General features: G+C 56.8%; 18 protein-coding genes. 8 read left to right on the forward strand and 10 right to left on the reverse strand.

What is annotated here, in order from left to right:
• Positions 1-60 precede the first annotated feature (60 nt).
• On the forward strand, positions 61-1,329 hold the full coding sequence (locus tag VNV36_RS06500) for a hypothetical protein (RefSeq protein WP_325717054.1): 1,269 nt from the start codon (positions 61-63) through the stop codon (positions 1,327-1,329).
• Positions 1,330-1,363: 34 nt separating this feature from the next.
• The gene (locus tag VNV36_RS06505) at positions 1,364-2,152 is read left to right on the forward strand and encodes a transporter substrate-binding domain-containing protein (RefSeq protein ID WP_325717055.1); all 789 of its coding nucleotides are present in this window, start codon (positions 1,364-1,366) and stop codon (positions 2,150-2,152) included.
• A 93-nt stretch (positions 2,153-2,245) separates the two neighbouring features.
• Here VNV36_RS06505 and VNV36_RS06510 read toward each other — a convergent pair whose 3' ends face one another.
• Positions 2,246-2,608 (reverse strand): DUF6124 family protein, encoded by a 363-nt coding sequence (locus VNV36_RS06510; protein WP_325717056.1) that lies wholly within the window; start codon positions 2,606-2,608, stop codon positions 2,246-2,248.
• A 524-nt stretch (positions 2,609-3,132) separates the two neighbouring features.
• Here VNV36_RS06510 and dusA point away from each other — a divergent pair.
• On the forward strand, positions 3,133-4,119 hold the full coding sequence (dusA, locus tag VNV36_RS06515; RefSeq protein WP_325717101.1) for a tRNA dihydrouridine(20/20a) synthase DusA: 987 nt from the start codon (positions 3,133-3,135) through the stop codon (positions 4,117-4,119).
• 49 nt (positions 4,120-4,168) lie between these two features.
• Here dusA and VNV36_RS06520 read toward each other — a convergent pair whose 3' ends face one another.
• Complete coding sequence (locus tag VNV36_RS06520; protein ID WP_325717057.1) at positions 4,169-5,002, reverse strand: undecaprenyl-diphosphate phosphatase; 834 nt, start codon at positions 5,000-5,002, stop codon at positions 4,169-4,171.
• Between the two features lie 572 nt (positions 5,003-5,574).
• On the opposite strand from VNV36_RS06520, the gene VNV36_RS06525 reads away from it, so the two are divergent.
• From VNV36_RS06525 to VNV36_RS06535, 3 genes are all read left to right on the forward strand, one after another.
• A complete protein-coding gene (locus VNV36_RS06525) occupies positions 5,575-6,315 on the forward strand; it encodes a winged helix-turn-helix domain-containing protein (protein WP_325717058.1) in 741 nt (246 codons plus the stop codon).
• 277 nt (positions 6,316-6,592) lie between these two features.
• Positions 6,593-7,252 (forward strand): winged helix-turn-helix domain-containing protein, encoded by a 660-nt coding sequence (locus tag VNV36_RS06530; protein WP_325717059.1) that lies wholly within the window; start codon positions 6,593-6,595, stop codon positions 7,250-7,252.
• A gap of 384 nt (positions 7,253-7,636) precedes the next feature.
• A complete protein-coding gene (locus VNV36_RS06535) occupies positions 7,637-9,031 on the forward strand; it encodes an undecaprenyl-phosphate glucose phosphotransferase (protein WP_325717060.1) in 1,395 nt (464 codons plus the stop codon).
• A 339-nt stretch (positions 9,032-9,370) separates the two neighbouring features.
• On the opposite strand, the gene VNV36_RS06545 is transcribed toward VNV36_RS06535, so the two are convergent.
• The 6 genes from VNV36_RS06545 to galE all read right to left on the reverse strand — a co-directional run bounded on the left by VNV36_RS06545 (position 9,371) and on the right by galE (position 15,572).
• Positions 9,371-11,449 carry a YjbH domain-containing protein gene (locus VNV36_RS06545; protein WP_325717061.1) on the reverse strand — a complete coding sequence of 693 codons (2,079 nt, stop codon included), beginning with the start codon at positions 11,447-11,449 and terminating at the stop codon, positions 9,371-9,373.
• The gene (locus VNV36_RS06550; RefSeq protein WP_325717062.1) at positions 11,446-12,207 is read right to left on the reverse strand and encodes a capsule biosynthesis GfcC family protein; all 762 of its coding nucleotides are present in this window, start codon (positions 12,205-12,207) and stop codon (positions 11,446-11,448) included. The genes VNV36_RS06545 and VNV36_RS06550 overlap by 4 nt, the downstream gene beginning before the upstream one ends.
• Complete coding sequence (locus tag VNV36_RS06555; RefSeq protein WP_325717063.1) at positions 12,204-12,869, reverse strand: YjbF family lipoprotein; 666 nt, start codon at positions 12,867-12,869, stop codon at positions 12,204-12,206. The genes VNV36_RS06550 and VNV36_RS06555 overlap by 4 nt, the downstream gene beginning before the upstream one ends.
• A gap of 12 nt (positions 12,870-12,881) precedes the next feature.
• On the reverse strand, positions 12,882-13,997 hold the full coding sequence (locus tag VNV36_RS06560) for a polysaccharide biosynthesis/export family protein (protein WP_514132616.1): 1,116 nt from the start codon (positions 13,995-13,997) through the stop codon (positions 12,882-12,884).
• 90 nt (positions 13,998-14,087) lie between these two features.
• Positions 14,088-14,324 (reverse strand): hypothetical protein, encoded by a 237-nt coding sequence (locus VNV36_RS06565; RefSeq protein ID WP_016775457.1) that lies wholly within the window; start codon positions 14,322-14,324, stop codon positions 14,088-14,090.
• 231 nt (positions 14,325-14,555) lie between these two features.
• Complete coding sequence (gene galE, locus VNV36_RS06570; RefSeq protein WP_325717065.1) at positions 14,556-15,572, reverse strand: UDP-glucose 4-epimerase GalE; 1,017 nt, start codon at positions 15,570-15,572, stop codon at positions 14,556-14,558.
• A gap of 390 nt (positions 15,573-15,962) precedes the next feature.
• On the opposite strand from galE, the gene galU reads away from it, so the two are divergent.
• Positions 15,963-16,796 carry a UTP--glucose-1-phosphate uridylyltransferase GalU gene (gene galU, locus VNV36_RS06575; RefSeq protein WP_047600100.1) on the forward strand — a complete coding sequence of 278 codons (834 nt, stop codon included), beginning with the start codon at positions 15,963-15,965 and terminating at the stop codon, positions 16,794-16,796.
• A gap of 32 nt (positions 16,797-16,828) precedes the next feature.
• A complete protein-coding gene (locus VNV36_RS06580) occupies positions 16,829-17,239 on the forward strand; it encodes a mannose-1-phosphate guanylyltransferase (protein WP_325717066.1) in 411 nt (136 codons plus the stop codon).
• Positions 17,240-17,340: 101 nt separating this feature from the next.
• Here the strand turns inward: VNV36_RS06580 and VNV36_RS06585 are convergent, their stop codons facing one another.
• Positions 17,341-18,471 (reverse strand): SGNH/GDSL hydrolase family protein, encoded by a 1,131-nt coding sequence (locus VNV36_RS06585; protein ID WP_325717067.1) that lies wholly within the window; start codon positions 18,469-18,471, stop codon positions 17,341-17,343.
• Positions 18,472-18,650: 179 nt separating this feature from the next.
• Entirely contained in the window at positions 18,651-19,700 is a 1,050-nt protein-coding gene (locus tag VNV36_RS06590) for an acyltransferase family protein (RefSeq protein WP_325717068.1), read from the reverse strand.
• Between the last annotated feature and the right edge of the window lie 5 nt (positions 19,701-19,705).

The raw sequence follows: 19,705 nt of genomic DNA on the forward strand, positions 1-19,705 counted from the left end.
CTTCTGACGAAGGCCGGCCGCTTTTTAGACTCACAACCAATGAATGGAATCTCTGATTACATGGATGCTTCAACTGCCCCGACTTTCTCGCTTTTTTTCAAACGTAATTTCAAACACGTTCTTGATTACTGGAGTCAGATAACCGTTACCCTGGGTTTCCTGGGTGCAGGCATGGCTATCCTTGGCTTGTACATTTACACGCGCGCAATTGGCCGCACAGACTTGTTTCTAGCGGCCATTGATGCAAAAGCTGCGCTAGCGCTCTGGTTGCTATTGATCGTACTGATAATGGTCGGCTACCTGGGTGTACTTTTCGCCAGCGCCTGGTTCTATGGCGTCACCGTATCAATGTTTGACAAAGTGCCGGAAAAGCACAGTCGGGTCGCCGCTTGGTTGCTGCTTCCCCTGTGCATCGGTTTCTGCGTGTTCATTATTTTGTTGTTTATCTACCCGCACACTTTCAGTGCCGGAATTTCAGTAGGAATGATCTTTTTCCTCACACTGACCGCCTACTTTGCATTGTTCTTTTTCAGACAATTTCGAGCCATTGTCGATGAAAACACAAGGCACTTGAACAGGTGGAAGAAAAATGGCTTTCGCTTGTTTGTGGGGGGTGTCATCGGGCTCGCAGTTTTGTTTGCTTCACTGCCAACTTTGCTGATCCTCTCTACTTACGTTGGGGAAGATAACGCTAAAGCCGTGACAATTATTGGCCTGTTTTCTCTCGGCACACTTATCCTGAGTCTGGTTCCCGTTTTCATCTTTTACATCAGTAAAGGTCACTTCCTTGCGCGCATCGCATATGGAGCCGTGGCGGCATTGGTGCTCTTCGCTGCGTTTCTGCTCCTGTCGCCCGGCGCCATGCCAACCATTACATACGCTGCGGCTGGGAATCTGGCGATACGTCAGCAAGGTCCGGCACGCTTTATTCTCGACGAAGAGATCAGTCTTGGAGACGTGGACAACCGGCAATGGCGGACTCGGCTCAACGAAAAGAAAAAGGTCGAAGTTACCGCGTTTCCACTGTTTTCATTCGGAGACATTCTGCTTTTATGCAGTAGCGACCTGCGCTATCTGAATTTGTACGAATTGCCTCGCTATACCCCTTTCTGTATAGCAACCCGTCACAGCAAGGTAACGCGAAAACCGTTGCGGCCCGCGATGACTCGCGGACTTACATGGCAACAAAGGGCGGAACATTTGCTCAATTGGGAGACAGTTCATTCAGCAGTTTTGACACCGATCACTTCACCACCACAAGACTCTGCACGTGTAGAAACTCCTCGATTGAAAACCATTGGGATGACACGCGAAGGAACCATTCACTAGACTGGCCCACCGCCCCTTGAACAAGACGGATTTCATGACAACTCCAAAAAGCACGATGATCCTCTGCGGCCTGCTGACCCTGGCTGCCAGCGCTCACGCCGGACCAAGCACCTCCCACCTCGACGCCATCCAGCAACAAGGCCAACTGCGCGTCTGCACCACCGGCGACTACAAGCCCTATACCTTCAAACGCAGCGATGGCGACTTCGAAGGCATCGACATCAGCATGGCCCGCTCCCTGGCCGACAGCCTCGGCGTCAAAGTGCAATGGGTGCAGACCACCTGGAAAACCCTGATGCCCGACATGCAGGCCGGCAAATGCGACATCGGCATGGGCGGCATCTCGGTCACCCTCGAGCGGCAAAAAAAGGCTTACTTCAGCAACACCCTCGACACCGACGGCAAAATCCCGCTGGTGCGCTGCGCCGACCAGTCCAAATACCAGACCATCGAACAAATCAACCAGCCCAACGTGCGCCTGGTGGAACCTGCTGGCGGCACCAACGAAGCCTTCGTCCACGCCTTCCTGCCCAAAGCGCAACTGGCCCTGCACGACAATGTGACGATCTTCCAGCAACTGCTCGACAACAAAGCCGACGTGATGATCACCGACGCCTCGGAAGCGCTGTATCAGCAGAAACTCAAACCCGGCTTGTGCGCGGTGAACCCGCATCAGTACATGCAATATGGTGAGAAGGCGTACCTGCTGCCGCGCGATGACATCAGCTGGAAACTGTATGTCGATCAGTGGCTGCATTTGAGCAAGGTCACTGGCAAGTATCAGCAGACGTTGGGTGAGTGGATTGCGGTGCCGGCGCAGTAACCGTTACTCATCGTGCAGCGGTGAAACCGAATGTTCAGCTAGCTATTTAGCCTCGCGGTGACAGATAACCGCTCCGTCACCGCGAGGCTCGCTTCAAGCCTTCACTTCAACTTTGTCCAACGCCTGATTCACTGCGATCTCTCCCAGCATCACTACCTGGGCGATGCCCAATAACGTCTTGCGGTGCGAGTTTTCCAGTAACGCGGCGAAGTCGTTGAGCATGATGCTGGCCGAACCCAGCGATTCGCTGGCATTGGCCAACAGGGATTCGCTGTCGTACGCAGGGTTGGCGAGAAACATGCGTTCGGGCTGGTTGGTGGAGGCTTTGATGTGACTGGCGGGGGGCAGGTAATAATCCAGCGCACGCTCGGCGGCGTCGTGGAGTTTTTTTGAGTCTGGGGATTTGTACGGGAATGCGGGATCGGTTTCGGGGGGATTTGGTGTGGGTTTGAACATGGTGTAACTCCTGACGGTGAACGAAAAGGAGCCATCACTCTCGCTACCAAACGAAGGGTGGAGGCCATACGCAGGTTGGTAGACCGGTCGTCAGGAACCCCGGCGCATCCGAAGACGCCCCGCGCATGACCACCATAAAACGAAGACGAGAAACGCCCTCGCAAGACAGCAGTCTTGTGCTTCTGACGGAGACGGGCTACCAAACCCGATCACTGATTTCAGTGACCCAGGGACGATAGAACCCGCAGGCTAGACGCACAAGCCGGCGGATTCTGTCTTAGACGTAGGGGAAGGCGCAAGACAACGTAGGCTTCGGATGGCTGTGGTCATTCATATTTAAACAGGCGCAGACGTTACCGTTTAAACGATTACTGAAAGACAGAAGCAGGCAGCAACACACTTCCTCCGATCCGACCGAGCGCGTTATAGACCGGCTTAACGCTCAAATTGCGCAGTGCGAGCCTTGCTTGTTCGCAGACCTGATAAACTCTTGCGCCCTCGCCTCCTTGATTCAGATTCTTCACATGCCCCTACAACCCGCCCCACTCTCCCGCCGTTTTTCCGTCGCCCCCATGATGGACTGGACCGACCGCCACTGCCGGTACTTCCTCCGCCTGCTGTCAAAGCACGCCCTGCTCTACACCGAAATGGTCACCACTGGCGCGCTCCTCAACGGCGATCACGAACGCTTCCTTCGCCACAACGAAGCCGAGCACCCGCTCGCGTTGCAGCTCGGCGGTAGCGTTCCGCTTGATCTCGCGGCCTGCGCCCGTATGGCTCAAGAGCACGGCTACGACGAGGTCAACTTGAACGTCGGCTGCCCGAGCGATCGTGTGCAGAACAACATGATCGGCGCGTGCCTGATGGGGCATCCGCAGCTTGTGGCGGATTGTGTGAAGGCGATGCGCGATGCGGTGTCGATTCCGGTGACGGTCAAGCACCGCATCGGCATCAACGGGCGCGACAGTTATGCCGAGCTGTGCGATTTCGTCGGTACGGTGCGCGATGCCGGGTGCACGAGTTTTACCGTGCATGCGCGGATTGCGATTCTTGAGGGGTTGTCGCCGAAGGAGAATCGCGATATTCCGCCGTTGCGCTATGACGTCGCGGCGCAGTTGAAGGCGGATTTTCCGGAACTGGAGATTGTGCTGAACGGCGGGATCAAGACGATGGAGGCCTGCCATGAGCATCTGCAGACCTTCGATGGCGTGATGCTCGGGCGTGAGGCTTATCACAATCCGTACCTGCTGGCGGAGGTCGACCAGCAGTTATTCGGCAGCACGGCGCCGGTGATCAGTCGGGCTGAGGCGCTTGCGCAGCTGCGACCCTATATCGCCGAGCATTTGCTGAGCGGTGGCGCGATGCATCACATCACTCGGCATGTACTGGGCTTGGGCACTGGTTTTCCAGGCGCGCGCAAGTTTCGCCAGTTGTTGTCGGTGGATATTCACAAGGCCAAGGATCCTTTGGCGTTGCTGGATCAGGCGGCGGAGTTGCTTGAAGGGCGTTGATGCCCTCCCCTCATTCAGCCAGGCGGCTTGATCCGCCTGGCTTGACGCCTCAAGTGGCGGCAGCCGCCGTCCAGTTCACCCAGCCAAACACCCACGTCGCCAGAATCAACACACCAAAACCGATCCGGTACCACGCGAACGCGGCGTAGCTGTGGTTGGCGATGAACTTGAGCAGGCCACGCACGGCGATCATCGCAAAGAAGAATGCAGTGACGAAGCCGAGGGCGAAGACTGGCAGGTCGTTGGGCTGGAACAAGTCGCGGTATTTGTAGCCGGAGTACACGGCGGCGCCGACCATGGTCGGCATGGCGAGAAAGAACGAGAATTCCGTGGCGGCTTTGCGCGAGAGGCCGAAGAGCAAACCGCCGATGATGGTCGAGCCGGAACGCGAGGTGCCGGGAATCATCGCGAGGCATTGTACGAAACCGACCTTTAACGCGTGGGACCAGCGCATGTCGTCGACATGTTCGATGCTGACAACATGGCTGCGCTGTTCGGCCCACAACATGACGAAGCCGCCAACCACCAAGGCCACTGCAACAGTGATCGGGTTGAACAGGTATTCATGGATCGCGTCGGCGAATAACACCCCGAGGATAACCGCGGGGAAAAACGCGATCAGCAGGTTAAGGGTGAAACGCTGCGCGTTGCGTTCAGTGGGCAAGCCTTTGACGATCCCGAAGATCTTCGGGCGAAACTCCCACACCACAGCCAGAATGGCCCCCAGTTGAATAATGATGTTGAACGCCATGGCGCGTTCACCGCCGAACTCGAGCAAATCAGCGACGATAATCTGGTGACCGGTACTTGAGATGGGCAAGAACTCGGTGAGGCCTTCTACCGCACCTAATATCAACACCTGGAAAAGGGTCCAGAAATCCATTAATCCTCCATCAGAGCACTCAAGGCGAGCGACCGGTCAATAACACTCAGGGGTTGAGTATCTGAAGTTACACAATTGGCTTTTATGAATGTCAAAAGATCGCAGCCTTCGGCAGCTCCTACAGGAGAACGCTTTTCAAGCGTAGGAGCTGCCGAAGGCTGCGATCTTTTGATCCTGAAGAATAGGTCTAACGGATCGCCGCACTCAAGTCATGTTAGTAATCGTCGGCCGACGAACTAAACTGGAAAAATTTACGTCTATTACAACAAATATTTCAGTTCAGAGATAAAGTGTGATCAACTTCACACAATGCAGGCATGGCCAATGAATGGCAAATAGACATAGATAAAGCTATCGCCATAAGCTCAAAATAGTGGCACCATTGCATATCGCCACCATCTAAGCGTTAGTTCACAACCCCGAAAAAATCAACTAAAAGCTTGAAAAGCTTAATTATTGTTAGAAAACTCGGGAGACACGTCTAAAATCCGCGCAAATGTTACCAATTGTCAGTCACAGATGAGAACCGGTGCTTTAACATCCTGATGTCAGCACCTAATTCGAGTCCATGCATGATGCTCTCAGGGAACTTGGCGACTAGAAGTCCGCGCCCGACAAATGATGAATCCGGTGTTCTTACATTGGGTCGCACCCTCGGTGTGGCTGATCATTTTAGAACGCTCATCGCAAGGCACGTGCAGACCGACATCACCCTGGAAACGGCGGCTTACGGTAGTTCGTATAAACAGCACGGATACCTCGGCTCTTATCGCGCCGTTTTCCTTGTTATCGATAGCCCGCAGGCACTCGAAGACAATCTGGCGCTGGTGCAGAGCCTGCGCGATGACAACTTGAAGCCGCTTATTTGCACAGTTATTACTGGCCGCGGCGCCGTCAACAAGCTCAAATATTATCTCGCTGGTGCGGATGCCTGTATCAAGCTCAACACACTGGGCGATGACAGCGAGGAGTTGCTGACCGAGTTCTTCAGCAGTGAAGACTGGCAGCGAGATATCAATCTAACGCTCGATCCGATGCGGATCTGCCTGCTGGACAGTCGGCGCAAACTCGATATTTCTTTCGCCGAGATGAAGATCCTCGAAGCCTTTGCGCAAACCGGCAATCACATTCTGAGTCATGATGAAATCGCCAGCATCATGGGCCTCAACAGCAATTTCTACGACCCTCGGGCACTGGAAAAATCAATCAGTCGCTTGCGTGGAAAAATCAAGGACATGTATGGTACAAACGCGATTCAGAGCATCCGCGGCTATGGCTATCGCCTGATGCGGGGTCTGATATCGACTGCCTGACTCTCGGGCGGTCTTCCCTTTTGCATACGTACGAAGGATCGTCTGATGCAGCCATATCGTTTCAGTTCCGCTTCATATTTATCAAAACTCAAGCACTTGAATGAGCGCGGCAACACGACCCATAACAATAAAACTCCATAACATAGCAGCAGATCGAGTGGAAATTATCGAGGGTCATTTTCGGCCCGAACCCTGCCTACGATTACTTCCGAGGAAGTCATTGCTCGCCTGCCGATTTATCTTTTAGCCAATTTTGGTGTGTATTTAGGAGAGAGACATGGAAACGAGTACAACCCTCCCCAGAAAATATTTTGTTGTTGTGACGCACAGCACAACGTCGCAACGTGAACTGGAAACCATTCTGTCCAGTGAGCGTTTCAATTCGTTTGGCACGTCACAGGCACAAATGTTTGTTGAAGGTGTTGCTTCGCCCTCTTCCGCCCCCATGGTCATGGAGTTCAGTTACCCAAGCCTCAGCCGAAAGAATGTTGCGCGCAGTATCGAACATGATACCCAGCGGATATTGGCCACCCTTGAAAATGAATGGCGAGCCGCACAAACGGACAATCCGTTTCAAAGCTTCCCGACTCTCAGCGCAGAACAAGCGCACATCGCGAATGTAAGCGATAGTTCTCAGCCTTGCAGCGACACCTGGCGTCTTGACGATGATCAAGGTGTATTGCTCAAGGATAACGTCGCGATCAGCCTGACAGGACTGGAAACCGCGCTGGTCAGGAAAATGCTGACCCATGAAGAACGAGTGGTCAGTCGTGAAGATCTGATCATCAGTATTGGCCGGGAACCCGAGCAATACCGTGGCCTGGAAATGTGCCTGAGCCGGTTGCAGGATAAATTCAAGAGCGCGAGTAACGGCGAGCGATTGTTCCGTGCTGTAAGAAACCGCGGATATTGCCTGATCCAGGAAGTCGTCGCGTAATCACGACGAAATTCAAACCGGACAAACAGATATAAAGTGCGACTACAACAATAAGAAGAGCACTCTGTCTGGCCTCACCTCCCTGGTTAACTTGCATTCCCTGCCTCCCAGTCAACAGTAACAAATACACCCCCGCTTTTTCACCCCCTGCACTGCGACCTTTTCTAACAGCCTTCTATTTAATTACTGCAAAGTTGGCATTGTGCCATCTTGTTAAAACTCGTCAGACACCATTCCCGGCAATAACTTAGTCTATTGGCTGACGACAGTTCGGCTCTCGATGTTGTTACCTCAAGACACTCGCTAAAACAAAAACAATAAGTCTGCATAACAACTCGGCTTTCAACTGTTGAAACCTGAATGGACGTCTTTTGGGGATATCGTATGGATCTTTCTCTCAGTATTAATCGAAGCACGGGCCTCAAGGGACTGACCTTTTGGGGCCAATGGGCGCTGGCACAGGCTTTTATTGTGACGCTGTTGTTCATTCTCGCCGAACAGCACACCGGCACCGTCGCGTTCTACTACCGAATGTGCGCAACTCTCGCCGTCCTGGCCTCGGTGCCGGCGTACACGTTCAGTGGTGTTTATCGCAAGCGCGACAATTACCTGACCGGCCTTGGCCGCCTGTTCATGGGCTGGTCGATGACCATGGCCGCGCTGGCGTGCATCGCGTTCGTCTGCCAGGCCGATGAGCTGTTCTCCCGTCAGGTGATTCTGAGCTGGGCGGTGTATGGCTTCCTTGGTCAGGCGCTCCTGTACGCACCGCTGCATGCGTTTTCCAAGTACTACCAGCGTTCGCGTAAAAGCGAGCACAGAACGCTGATCGTCGGCACCGGCGAATTGGCATTGGGACTGGCGAAGAAGCTCAGCCAACTGGAAAATCTGCCGTTGATCGGTCTGGTCAGCAACGGTGACAAACCTGTCCTCGCCTCCGACGCACCGCGCGTGGTTGGCGCTCAGGATGAGTTGCTGGAACTGATCGAAGCCCACGACATTCGCCGTTTGTACATCACCCTGCCGCTGTGCGAAGCAGCGAAAATCGAAGCGATGTATGTCGATTTGCTGGGGGCCAACGTCGATGTGGTGTGGGTACCGGACTTGAACAGTCTGACCCTGCTCAACCACTCGGTAAAAGTCGTGGACGGTCTGCCGGCGATCTACCTGAATGAAAGCCCGCTGACCAGCCGGCCGACCGCCGCACTGAGCAAAAGTCTGGTGGAGAAAACCGTGGCGTTCCTGGCGATCATTGCGCTGAGTCCGCTGCTGCTGATCATCGCGCTGGCAGTAAAGCTCAACTCGCCCGGTCCGGTGTTTTTCAAGCAGGATCGCCACGGCTGGAACGGCAAGGTGATCAAGGTCTGGAAATTCCGCTCGATGCGTGTTCACGATGACCGTGAAGTGAAACAGGCCAGCCGTAACGACTCGCGCATCACCGCCGTCGGGCGCTTTATCCGCCGCACTTCGCTGGATGAGTTGCCGCAATTGTTCAACGTGTTGCAGGGGCATATGGCCCTGGTCGGACCACGTCCGCACGCGGTGGCGCACAACAATTATTACTCGGGCAAGATCCTCGCCTACATGGCGCGTCACCGGATTAAACCGGGGATCACTGGTCTGGCGCAGATCAGCGGTTGCCGAGGTGAGACGGACACCATCGACAAGATGCAAAAGCGTGTGGAAATCGACTTGCAGTACATCAACAGCTGGTCGTTGTGGCTGGATCTGAAGATCCTGGTGAAGACGCCGTTTACCTTGCTGTCGAAGGATATTTACTGAGGTTTGGCGCTTCAAATCGCAAGGGGACGAAAGTCCCCTTTTTTGTGGGCGGGATTTGGGACACCGATATCGACTAGAGGTATGAACCCTGTGGGAGCGAGCCTGCTCGCGAAAGAGGTGTATCAGCCGATGAAGATGCTGGATGTGCCGACGCCTTCGCGAGCAGGCTCGCTCCCACAGGGGTTTCAGGTTATGGCCAGGATTTGCGGTGGGGCCTCTATCAAATGCAGGAGTGAGCCTGCTCGCGATGGAGGTATGTCAGTCAACAATGATGTCGGCTGGTCGGACGCTCTCGCGAGCAGGCTCGCTCCCACAGGGATGTGCCTGAAAGATTGAACGTTACTCAGTGATCTTCTCGAAATTGCGATAGAACATATCCCCTTCCCGGCTATCCGTCATCGAATGCAGCTGATAGCTGCGACTCAGTCGGGCGCCGCCGTCTCGGGTCAGTGGCGCCCACACCAGGTTGGCGCGGCGCATGGTCGACATGCTCATCATTTCGTCGAACGGGATCGATAGGTACAGGCCTTTGTCGAAGCTACCTTCGCCATATTCGGCACTGCTGGCCGTGGTGATGGTCGCCCAGGCGCCGACGCGCACGCCGTTGAAAAACTCACGGGAGATGTCCACGGTCGTACCCCAGTCCCCGGCCAGATAACGACCGACACTGACCGCCGCCAGCGTGTCGAATGGCAGGTCGGTATAGCCGGTGATATGCCCGGTCACCACCGAATAATCGCGCAAGGCAAAGCCCTGATCGAAATCACGCTGGCGCACCCAGTTCAAATCCGCGCCCACCGACCAGCGTTCGCCTGTGGGGCGGAACAACACTTCGGCGCCAACACCAGCAAACATCGATTCCAGATAGCCGCCGTAAACCATCCCATACAGGTCTTTATCCAACTGCTCGGCATGGCTGAGCTGGAACAACGGCATGGTGGTGTTGGACGTGGTCAGGTACTGGCGCAAATCCGTGCGTACGCGGGGCAAGCCGCTCGGCGCGTCATAGACGAATTTATCGAAGTTGTTGACCAGGTTGGCGCTGAGCAAACCGCTCCACCAGGTGTTGCGGTTGAAGCGATATTCAGCATCCGCATCAGCACTGAATTGATAGAGCAGCCCGTCCGGGCCACCGACGTTCTGCTTGAAGCCCAGACCGACGCCATAACTGAAATGCTGCGGCGCTTCGGTGTAGAGGGTTTTCTCATTGCGCGGCATCGCCGGGTTGATCTCGGTGGTGCGGTGCAGCGACTGCAAAGGCTCCTCGTTGTTGATCACTTCGCGGAAGGTCTGGCGCGGCAGGCTGGTTTCTTCCAGCGGCAAGTCATAGCGCTTGTTGACCACAGTGAACCAGTCGATGTCGTCGTTGACGCTATTGTCGAGAATCCGGCTCGCACGCCCGACAGCCTTGGACGAATGGAAATAACGTTGCTGTTCGCCATAGACGATCAGCTCGGAATCACGCTGGCTGATGCGCTCGACCTTGTACCCGGCATTCTGCTGCAAGCGCCGCGAGACATCGGCCCAGTTGACTTGCTCCATCGACGTCGTCGGCGCCTTCACCGGCAGCGGTTCGGGGGTCGGGTCGTAGGTCTTGGCCGGCGCCTTGCGGCTGACGAAATTGGTGTGGAAGGTCACGCCGAACATCGCCGTGTTGCCGCGCTCCCACGCGGCGCTGAGATCGATCGAATCGGTCACCTTGAACACCGCGCCGAGGTTGATCGGCGAGTCTTGTTTGATCTCGTTGTCCTTGGGTTCGTTTTTGTAGTCGTTGCCCTCGAACTCGAGCTTCAGGCTGAGCCGGTCCCAGGGCGTCTGGTAGCTCACCCCGCCGAACAGCGAAGGCTTGCCACGAAAGTACGAGCCGGAGTTGACGTCACCCGTGCCTTCCAGCGCCGGCCGGGTATCGAAGCGGTTACTGACATAGCCCAGCGGGTTGTCGAAGTCGCCGCGATTACCGATGTAGCCCCAGGCGATGCCGGCACTGAAATCGAAGTTGTCGAAGCGCTTGTTGGCGACGAAGAATTCACTGGAGAACAAACCGGTACCACCGATATCTCGAAAGCCCAGCGCCACTTCCGGCGCCCAGTGGCTTTCCTGCCACAGACGGACTTTGGCGTCGACCGCCTTGTCCTTGTAGCTTTGGCTGCCGCTGAGGGCCTCCGAGCCGTACGGGCGGTTGGTGATCGCGGTGTAGCGGAACGACCCTTCGAGCCAGTCCAGCGGTTGCAACGACACACTGTAACGGCTGTAGGGATCGGTGCGATTGGCGTTGACGCTCAGCTCGCCCGCCGGGGCCATGCGCGCCGTTGGCGTCTGCAACAGACCGGCGCCACCGAAGTCGTTCTGGGTGATGCGCGGCTCGGCGTGAGCCAGACCGCAGGGCAATAACAACACAGCTGCAACACGTAACTTCAACGAACCACCTCGGCCAGCTGTGTGGCAATGAATTCGGCCAACTGCTGATTCAGCTCAGGAAGAGGCGGATCCAGATCATCATTTTTTATCGGCACCAGAATCTTGCTGCCGGCCACCGGAAATTGCCCGCTCTCGCGATTCCAGTGAGCAATGCCCACCCGCCGCGCCGCGCCGTTGGGCTGGATCAGCCACAGATAATCGGCCTCGGCATCGTCGAGAATCGCGCAGCCTGGCAAATATTCCCGAGCTTCCTGTAACGGTTGATACGGCAAGTGGCACGGCTCGGCGACTGCGCCCACGACCTGCACCTCGTCGATGCGTTTCGGGTAGATCAGCCGGTCGCCATCATCCAGACGAATGTTGCGGGCGAAGCCGACCTCCACCGCGACCGGATCGAGGTCAGCGATCTGCCGCCCGGTAACCGGCATCTGTCGGACCTCTTCAGCAATGCGCTGCGCCAACGCCGCGCGGCTCGGCCGATCGAACAGCGTGGCCATGCGCTGCAGCACATCGAGGTCGAACAGCACACCGACCTTGAGCCGCGTCTGTTCCTCGATCAGCGACTGGCGCAACAAGCCGCCCGCCAGCCAATAACCTTCGGCGTTGGGCACGGCCTCGCTGATCACATCGAGCAGGCGCCCGCCCGGCGGCAATTCAATTGGCCCGGGATTGGCAACGTCGCCGGAAACGGTGACGGCGGCGTGGCTCACCCCGGCACTCAACAGCAGGCTGGCCGCCACAAGGCTGAGGCGCTTCACGGCAGATGCCTGCGATCGGGGGTCAGTTGCACAAACTTGACGCGCAGTTGCGAGGTCAGTTGCTGTTCGCTTTGCAGAATGAAACCGTCACGCGGATCGACCCAGTAACGGTTGGTCGCACTCAGGCCGATGGCCGGCGCGTCAATCTGTTCATCGACGCGCAGCACGCTGTAGGCCTTGTCGAGAATTTCGAGCGTTTCGGTTGAGCGGCGCGAGAAGCGGCTGTTGACCGTCACGCCGACTTCCTGGCCCTTGTACAGATCGATCCAGCGCCGCGTGGTGAAACCGTCGGCGACTCGATGCAAACCCAGTTTGAATGGCGAGTCATCGGACAGCCGCGTGCCATCCAGATCGCCCTGCAGGCCCAGGCCGATACTGCGCACGGCGAGGCCATCGCGCAGCAGCAAAACCTGCTTGCCGGACGCGACCCAGAACTGCAGGTCTTCACGCTCGCGCACCAGCGCCAGCACCCCGGAGCCGGACGGCGTGGTCAGTTTCAGTTGCGGATAGTCGACCCCGGCGACTTCGGCGGCGGTTACGTCAACCTCGTCGGGGCCGACGACCGCAGCCTTGAGGTTGTTCAACGACGCGCTCATCAACGGGTTACAGCCGCACAGCAACGAGGCCGCCATCAGGCAGACGCCCACTTTCAACATATTCACAGTCGGGCGGCCTTATTTGCTGTTGTTGCTGTATTCGCTCCAGTTCTTCGCTGCCGAAGCTCCGGTGCCGACAATCGACGCCGACGGCACCAACTGGCTGATGAAACGGTTCCAGCGCGTGACGTTGGCCGGGCCGACGTACACGACATCCTGTGGCCGCACCTGGAAGTGCGAAGCGAGCGCCATGGCGGTCGGCGATTCAGCCTCCAGCTGGTAGATCTTCGCCGGTTCGACGTCGAGGTTTTCCACCCCGCGAATGACGTAGACCGCGTTGCCGTTGGAGCTGGTCTGACTCAGGCCACCGACCGAACCGAGCACATCGGAAAGATTCATGGTCGCGGTCTTGAAGCTCAGTGCGCGCGGCTGGTTGACCTCACCCATGACGTAGATGCGTTTGTTGTCGTTGTATGGCAGGTACAGCTGATCGCCGCCCTTGAGATAAACGTTCTGCAGTTCGGAATCCTGCTGATTGAGCGAGTCGAGATTGAGCGGATAGACCCGCCCGTTGCGCGTCAGCAAAAGTCCCGACAGGTCAGCATTGTTGGTGTCGATTCCAGCGGAACCGAGAGCCTCGACCACACTCAGCGGATTGGTCGAGATCGCCTGCGGGCCAGCCTTCGACACGGCACCGGTGACCACGACTTTCTGGCTGGCAAAACGCAACACCGCAACATCCACCTGGGGCTCGGCGATGAACGCCGACAAGCGCTGCTCGATGTCCGCGCGCAGTTGCTGGATGGTCCGGCCAGCGGCCTGGACTTCCTTGATGAACGGGTAATACAGCGTGCCATCGGAGCGCACCAGACGGCCATTGGCATCGATCTGTTGCTGCGCGCCGGAGGGTGCGGTCAGCTCCGGGTGATCCCACACCGTGATGTACAGCACATCATTGTTGCCGATGCGGTATTCGGCCGGCGTCACCAGCAGCTCCGGCGGCAGCGACTCGCGCTTTTGCGTGGCGCGGTTCATGGCGATCAGTTTGGGGGTGATCGGAATCAGCTCGACCCGGCTGCTTTCACTGGCGCCCTGGCGGGTGATATCGCTGGTGCTGAGGTACTGACCGGGGGAAAACATGCAACCTTGCAAAGCGAAACTTGCCAACATTAAAAGATAAACACTACGAGTCATAATGGCACTACGCTATTCAAGGGCGAATCCAAAAACAAAGTCACCCGACTTGCGTCGGGCGACCCTGTACTGCACTAACAAATGTTCCTGTTAGTTATGCGTGCCGGTTGTACCGGTGGTACCCGTCGTACCGGTGGTACCGCCGTTGGCACTGCCACCGCTGTTGGACGCCGCTACAGCACTGGCAACCATTGCAGTACTGGCGGCGGGCGCTTGCGAAGCCGCCACACTGCCACCTACATTGGTTACCGCTGTTAGCGGCGCTTCAGCTGCGGCAGCCCAGTTGCTCAACATCGTCAACAGGGCAACTGCCATCACTTTTTTCATATCAACTCCTTTCTAACATTCGACCTGTTAAAAAACCGGTGTGTGTTAGAGGTGGTAGCGTTCAAGTCCGCAAAGAGCGCGAACAAGATCCGTTGTTCTTTCACAGTCTTACCCAACTGATAAAAGTCGAACGGCAGGTTTATATCTACGGACTTGCAAAAGGCATTGCCAGTATAATTTCCCGACGTTATCTAACAACCTGACCGAAACTAACATCGGACTAAATGGCCATCATGCCGAATAGCCGTTGGGATGATTCGATTGCCAGCGCCAAGTGTCGGCCACCATGTCGTGCAAGTTGCGCGTGGCCTTCCAGCCGAGCTCTCTGGCCGCTTTCGAGGCATCGGCAAAACTCTCGGCAATATCCCCGGCACGACGCGGCATCATGCGATACGGCACCGGCCGGCCGCAGGCCTGTTCGAATGCATGCAGCACTTGCAGCACGCTGTAACCATCGCCGGTGCCGAGGTTCCAGGTGTGAATGCCAGTGCGTTCGCTGATCGATTGCAGCGCTTTCAGGTGTCCGTCCGCCAGGTCGACAACGTGAATGTAATCGCGCACGCCAGTGCCATCGACCGTAGGGTAATCGTTGCCGAAAATCGACAGCTCGCGAAGGCTGCCCACCGCCACCTGGCTGATGTACGGCACCAGATTGTTGGGGATGCCGTTGGGGTCTTCGCCCATATGCCCGCTGGCGTGGGCGCCGATCGGATTGAAGTAGCGCAGCAGCGCGATGCTCCAGCGCGGCTCTGCCAGGCTCAGGTCACGCAGCACATTCTCGACGATCAACTTGGACTGACCGTAGGGATTGGTCGGATTGCCCGTAGGAAAATCCTCGCGAATAGGCATCTCTTCAGGCTCGCCGTACACAGTGGCCGATGAGCTGAACACCAGTCGGAACACCCCCGCCGCCGCCATCGCCTGACACAGGGTGATGCTGCCGCCGACGTTGGTTTCGTAATATTCGAGGGGCTTGCGTACGCTCTCGCCCACGGCTTTGAGCCCGGCAAAATGCAGCACGGCGCCGATCTGATGTTCGCGGAAAATCCGATCCAGCAGCGCGCGATCGCAGACATCGCCGCGAATCATCCATGCGCTCTTGCCGCAAATGGCTTCCACGGCATGCAGTGCGGCATCGCTGCTGTTACAAAGATTATCCAGAACGACAACTTCATAACCTGCTTCAAGCAATGCAAGTGTGGTATGCGAGCCGATATAGCCGGCGCCACCCGTTACCAGAATCTTCATAGCGCGATCCGTCGTCAGATAAATACCCAAGAGCGTGTCAAGCCTTGTTGAATGAATATGCGGGGCAATTCACACAAACAAGGCGACAACAGCCTTTAACAAATTTAGTTCAACCACTGGCAATAAATATTTTTGCCAGCCAAACTGTATTGCCGGGTACTTATTAGCACTCCCTGCGCACTTATCACTATCGACAGACACCGACTAAAAATAACTTGTAACGCTGTAGTCGACATCTCATAACATTGCCGCGATTTAACAGACCAACTAATTGCCTTCAACAAGCCGACTCAGGTATTAAAGCAAGTCTTCAATAATCATTGAAACTTGCCGCCATTATTCATGGCGGGCAACCGTCGCCTGTGTTCCATGACCGTCCAGGATACTTTTATGATTCGTAAATGTTTGTTCCCCGCTGCCGGCTACGGCACGCGTTTCTTGCCGGCTACCAAAGCCATGCCCAAAGAGATGCTGCCGATCGTCAACAAGCCGTTGATCGAATACGCCGTCGAAGAAGCACGGGACGCCGGCCTGCAACACATGGCCATCGTCACCGGTAGGGGCAAGCGCGCGCTGGAAGACCACTTCGACATCAGCTACGAACTTGAACACCAGATCCGCGGCACCGAAAAAGAGAAGTTTCTCGCCGGCACCCGCGAGCTGATCGACACCTGCACCTTCTCGTACACCCGTCAGGTGGAAATGAAGGGTCTGGGTCACGCGATTCTCAGTGGCCGCCCGTTGATCGGCGACGAGCCATTCGCCGTGGTGCTGGCCGACGACTTGTGCCTGAACCTGGAAGGCGACGGCGTGCTGTCGCAGATGATCCAGTTGTACAAAAAATTCCGCTGCTCGATCGTCGCCATCCAGGAAGTGCCCGCCGACCAGACTCACAAGTACGGGGTGATTGCCGGCGAGCTGATTTCCGACGGCATCTACCGGGTCAACAATATGGTGGAAAAACCGGCACCGCAGGACGCACCGTCAAACCTGGCGATCATCGGCCGCTACATCCTCACGCCCGACATCTTCGACCTGATCGCCGATACCCAACCGGGCAAGGGCGGCGAGATTCAGATCACCGACGCCTTGATGAAACAGGCGCAGAACGGCTGCGTGCTGGCTTATAAATTCAAGGGCCTGCGCTTCGACTGCGGCGACGCCGAGGGTTATCTGCAGGCGACCAACTTCTGCTACGACAACGTGTACCTCAAGGGCCGCTGAGACGGCTGTCCACTTCCCACAGGCAGGCAACCATGAACATTGCACAACATTCGACAGAGATTGAACGTGAGGTGGGCAACCTCGGGGTGATGAGCTGGTTGTCGCGCCATCAGCCGCTGCCCAGCGCCAACGAAACCTGGCTGGGCACGATTTTGCTGGTCGAGCGGATCGGCGTGTTTCCCGCTTCCGGCGATATTCGTCGGCCAATGCGCGATCCCTATCCCCTGCTCGCGCACCTGAAAGCGTTGTATGGCGAGCAGGCGCTGGAAATGGATGACCGCGATGGCCTGAAGGTGATCTTCAGCGACTGGCGCTTTCGCGTAAGGATCTGCTGCAACGACCCGGCGATCATCATCAACGTGGAGACCCGTTGTGATGTGCGGTTGATGCCGCAGAAGCTTGCGGAGTTACTCGAACAAATCGACAACTTCGCGTCGACCTGATCAACCTGTAGGAGCTGACGAGTGAAACGAGGCTGCGATCTCTTGATCTTGATCTTCATCGCGATCCGAAAAGATCGCAGCCTCGTTTCACTCGTCAGCTCCTACAATTGGGGTTTGTCGCAACGGTCGTTAGTGCCCATGATCCAGCCATAAAAATAATCGGCAATCACCTTCCCGCCCGTGGCCGGCAGCGGATGAATTTTGTCGGGGCCGATCATCGCCGTAGCGTAGCGTTTGACGTCGGGGCCGAACGCGCATTGCAGGTTGGCGAACCCGAGATGCTGTTCATGCGCCCAAGGCTCAAGCACCTGCGCATACGCCGACATCGGGTATGCGCTGGAACGCGAGGTGTCCTGGCGCATGATCAGGTTGATACTCGCCCCCGGCTGGATCTCGCGCAGCATGCTCACCAGGCCCTGAACGTTCTGCAGATATTGCGCAGGTTTCACGCCGAAACCCTGATCGTTGCCGCCGAGCATGATCAGGTAGACGTCGGCCGGAATCTTCGACACGACGGTTTTCCACTGCGTCTGCCACTGCGGATCGGCGTGATAGAAATCGGCCGACGCCGCGCCGGAGGCCGCCAGTTTCGACACCCGCACCCCTTTCTCATCATTCGTCATCCACATGCCGAACAGCGTCGGCGCGCCCTTCACCACTTGCAGTTTGAATGACCAGTCTGCAGCCGACGGTGCGCCGGGCAGTGCGACTTCCTGAACGCCTGAGCCTTCGAGCTGTAGTGGCCGCCAATCTTGCGCGGGTGACCAGCGATAGCGAATTTCATTGGATTGGCCGTTGCCCAGATACAGCAGTTTTGCCTGGGTGACCGTTGTGTCGATCGCCGCTGTCGGACTGGCGTCTATCTGCAACCAGGCGCCCGGTTTGCCGGTCACCGTGCGGCTGTCCGGACTCGCCTGGCCGAGGCCCGAAACCTTCCAGTCGCCGCCAAAATACTTTTCGCTGCTGCGGGTGTATTTGAAATGCGAACCGCCCAGTGCCGCGCCATGGTTGAAACCGACGTAACCGGGGCCAGCGAAACCCACCTCAGCGGCCACCCGCTGCACCAGTCTGTTCAAGTAGAAATCCTGCCCGGCGGTGTAGCTGTCACCGATTACCGAAACCGCCAACACCTTGCCGGCCTTGCCCTCGCGCCATTGCGTAAAACGCTCGCGGGCATCCTCTACCGTGATGGCCGAGGTGGCGACTGGTTGAGCGGCGTCTACTGGCATCATTCAAATATTTCCTGTGTCCGGGATGGCTCATTCGCGAGCAGGCTCGCTCCCACAAGGATGGTGTGACTTGCACGGATCCACTGTAGGAGCTGACGAGTGAAACGAGGCTGCGATCTTTTGATCTTCGCAAGCCACGGCAAAAGATCAAAAGATCGCAGCCTCGTCTCACTCGTCAGCTCCTACAGAGAGGATTGCGTCTGTACCACCGGGGTGATGGGCGCCAACGGTTTCCGCTTCGCCGCGCGCTCGCCGAGAAACAGCACCGAGGTGAAATTGAACCGACTGAACACCATCGCCAACAGTACCGGCCCGAGCAATCCGCAACTCAGACCACCGAGCACCAGCAAACTCTCATCCTTCACACCCAAGCGCCCCAGCACAAACCGCGACGTAGCTGCGAACAGCACATGAAAGAGGAAAATCGCATAGGAATACCCACCCAGCCAGGTCAGCGCTTTCGAACGCATGTCACTCGACAGCAACGCGATGCAAGACACACACCCCACCGTCAAACCAATCACACTGCGGCGATCAACAATCAGCTCACGATCGATCGCCGCGACATACAACAGCGTCAGCGAAATCAGCACAAACAGCAGCGGCCCGATCACTTTGAAGCGTTGCTTCAGCGCATCGACATTTTCCTGGCCAATCATCCCCGCAACGAAAAACGGCAGCAGGTAAATCGCACCGTTGATGCCGAACGCATCCAGCGGCAACGGCGGCAGCAGGAACAACACCGCTGCAAACGCAAACAACCCATACAACCGCGTCGCTGAACGCAGCACGCCGCGCCACTCCAGCAGGCCAACGAAGGTGAAAATGATGAACACCGCCTGCAGGAACCAGAAATGATTGATCGGCACCCAGAACGACAACAGCGCATCGATCACGCCGACGTCCTTGTTCACCCCCGGCCCCACCGCTTGCAATACCGAAAACGGCACGCCGACGCAAAACAGCGGCACGATCAGCCGTCGCACCTTGCCGGCAAAGAATGCGGAAAAGTCATTTCCGCGAATCTTGTAGATCGAATAAATGTAGCCGGAGATAAAGGTGAACAGCGGCATGCGCACGTACACCATCGAGTCTGCGATCACCCGGAACGGCGAACCGATGTCGATTTTCAAACCGCCGCCCAGCGGGCCGATGACGTGATAGAGCACCAGCAGCAGGCACGCCAGGCCGCGCAGGGTTTCGATCTCCAGGGATTTTTTGTTGCTCGACATAGAGC

Origin of the sequence: Pseudomonas sp., from assembly GCF_035554175.1 — a bacterium.
Lineage (GTDB): Bacteria > Pseudomonadota > Gammaproteobacteria > Pseudomonadales > Pseudomonadaceae > Aquipseudomonas.

What these genes read in the sequence shown, in the direction of transcription:
- VNV36_RS06500 (WP_325717054.1), top strand. Translation starts at nt 61, where the DNA reads ATGGATGCTTCAACTGCCCCGACTTTCTCGCTTTTTTTCAAACGTAAT.
- VNV36_RS06530 (WP_325717059.1), top strand. Translation starts at nt 6,593, where the DNA reads ATGGAAACGAGTACAACCCTCCCCAGAAAATATTTTGTTGTTGTGACG.
- VNV36_RS06585 (WP_325717067.1), bottom strand. Translation starts at nt 18,471, where the DNA reads ATGATGCCAGTAGACGCCGCTCAACCAGTCGCCACCTCGGCCATCACG.
- VNV36_RS06535 (WP_325717060.1), top strand. Translation starts at nt 7,637, where the DNA reads ATGGATCTTTCTCTCAGTATTAATCGAAGCACGGGCCTCAAGGGACTG.
- dusA (WP_325717101.1), top strand. Translation starts at nt 3,133, where the DNA reads ATGCCCCTACAACCCGCCCCACTCTCCCGCCGTTTTTCCGTCGCCCCC.
- galE (WP_325717065.1), bottom strand. Translation starts at nt 15,572, where the DNA reads ATGAAGATTCTGGTAACGGGTGGCGCCGGCTATATCGGCTCGCATACC.
- VNV36_RS06510 (WP_325717056.1), bottom strand. Translation starts at nt 2,608, where the DNA reads ATGTTCAAACCCACACCAAATCCCCCCGAAACCGATCCCGCATTCCCG.
- VNV36_RS06560 (WP_514132616.1), bottom strand. Translation starts at nt 13,997, where the DNA reads ATGACTCGTAGTGTTTATCTTTTAATGTTGGCAAGTTTCGCTTTGCAA.
- VNV36_RS06525 (WP_325717058.1), top strand. Translation starts at nt 5,575, where the DNA reads ATGATGCTCTCAGGGAACTTGGCGACTAGAAGTCCGCGCCCGACAAAT.
- galU (WP_047600100.1), top strand. Translation starts at nt 15,963, where the DNA reads ATGATTCGTAAATGTTTGTTCCCCGCTGCCGGCTACGGCACGCGTTTC.
- VNV36_RS06505 (WP_325717055.1), top strand. Translation starts at nt 1,364, where the DNA reads ATGACAACTCCAAAAAGCACGATGATCCTCTGCGGCCTGCTGACCCTG.
- VNV36_RS06590 (WP_325717068.1), bottom strand. Translation starts at nt 19,700, where the DNA reads ATGTCGAGCAACAAAAAATCCCTGGAGATCGAAACCCTGCGCGGCCTG.
- VNV36_RS06520 (WP_325717057.1), bottom strand. Translation starts at nt 5,002, where the DNA reads ATGGATTTCTGGACCCTTTTCCAGGTGTTGATATTAGGTGCGGTAGAA.
- VNV36_RS06565 (WP_016775457.1), bottom strand. Translation starts at nt 14,324, where the DNA reads ATGAAAAAAGTGATGGCAGTTGCCCTGTTGACGATGTTGAGCAACTGG.
- VNV36_RS06580 (WP_325717066.1), top strand. Translation starts at nt 16,829, where the DNA reads ATGAACATTGCACAACATTCGACAGAGATTGAACGTGAGGTGGGCAAC.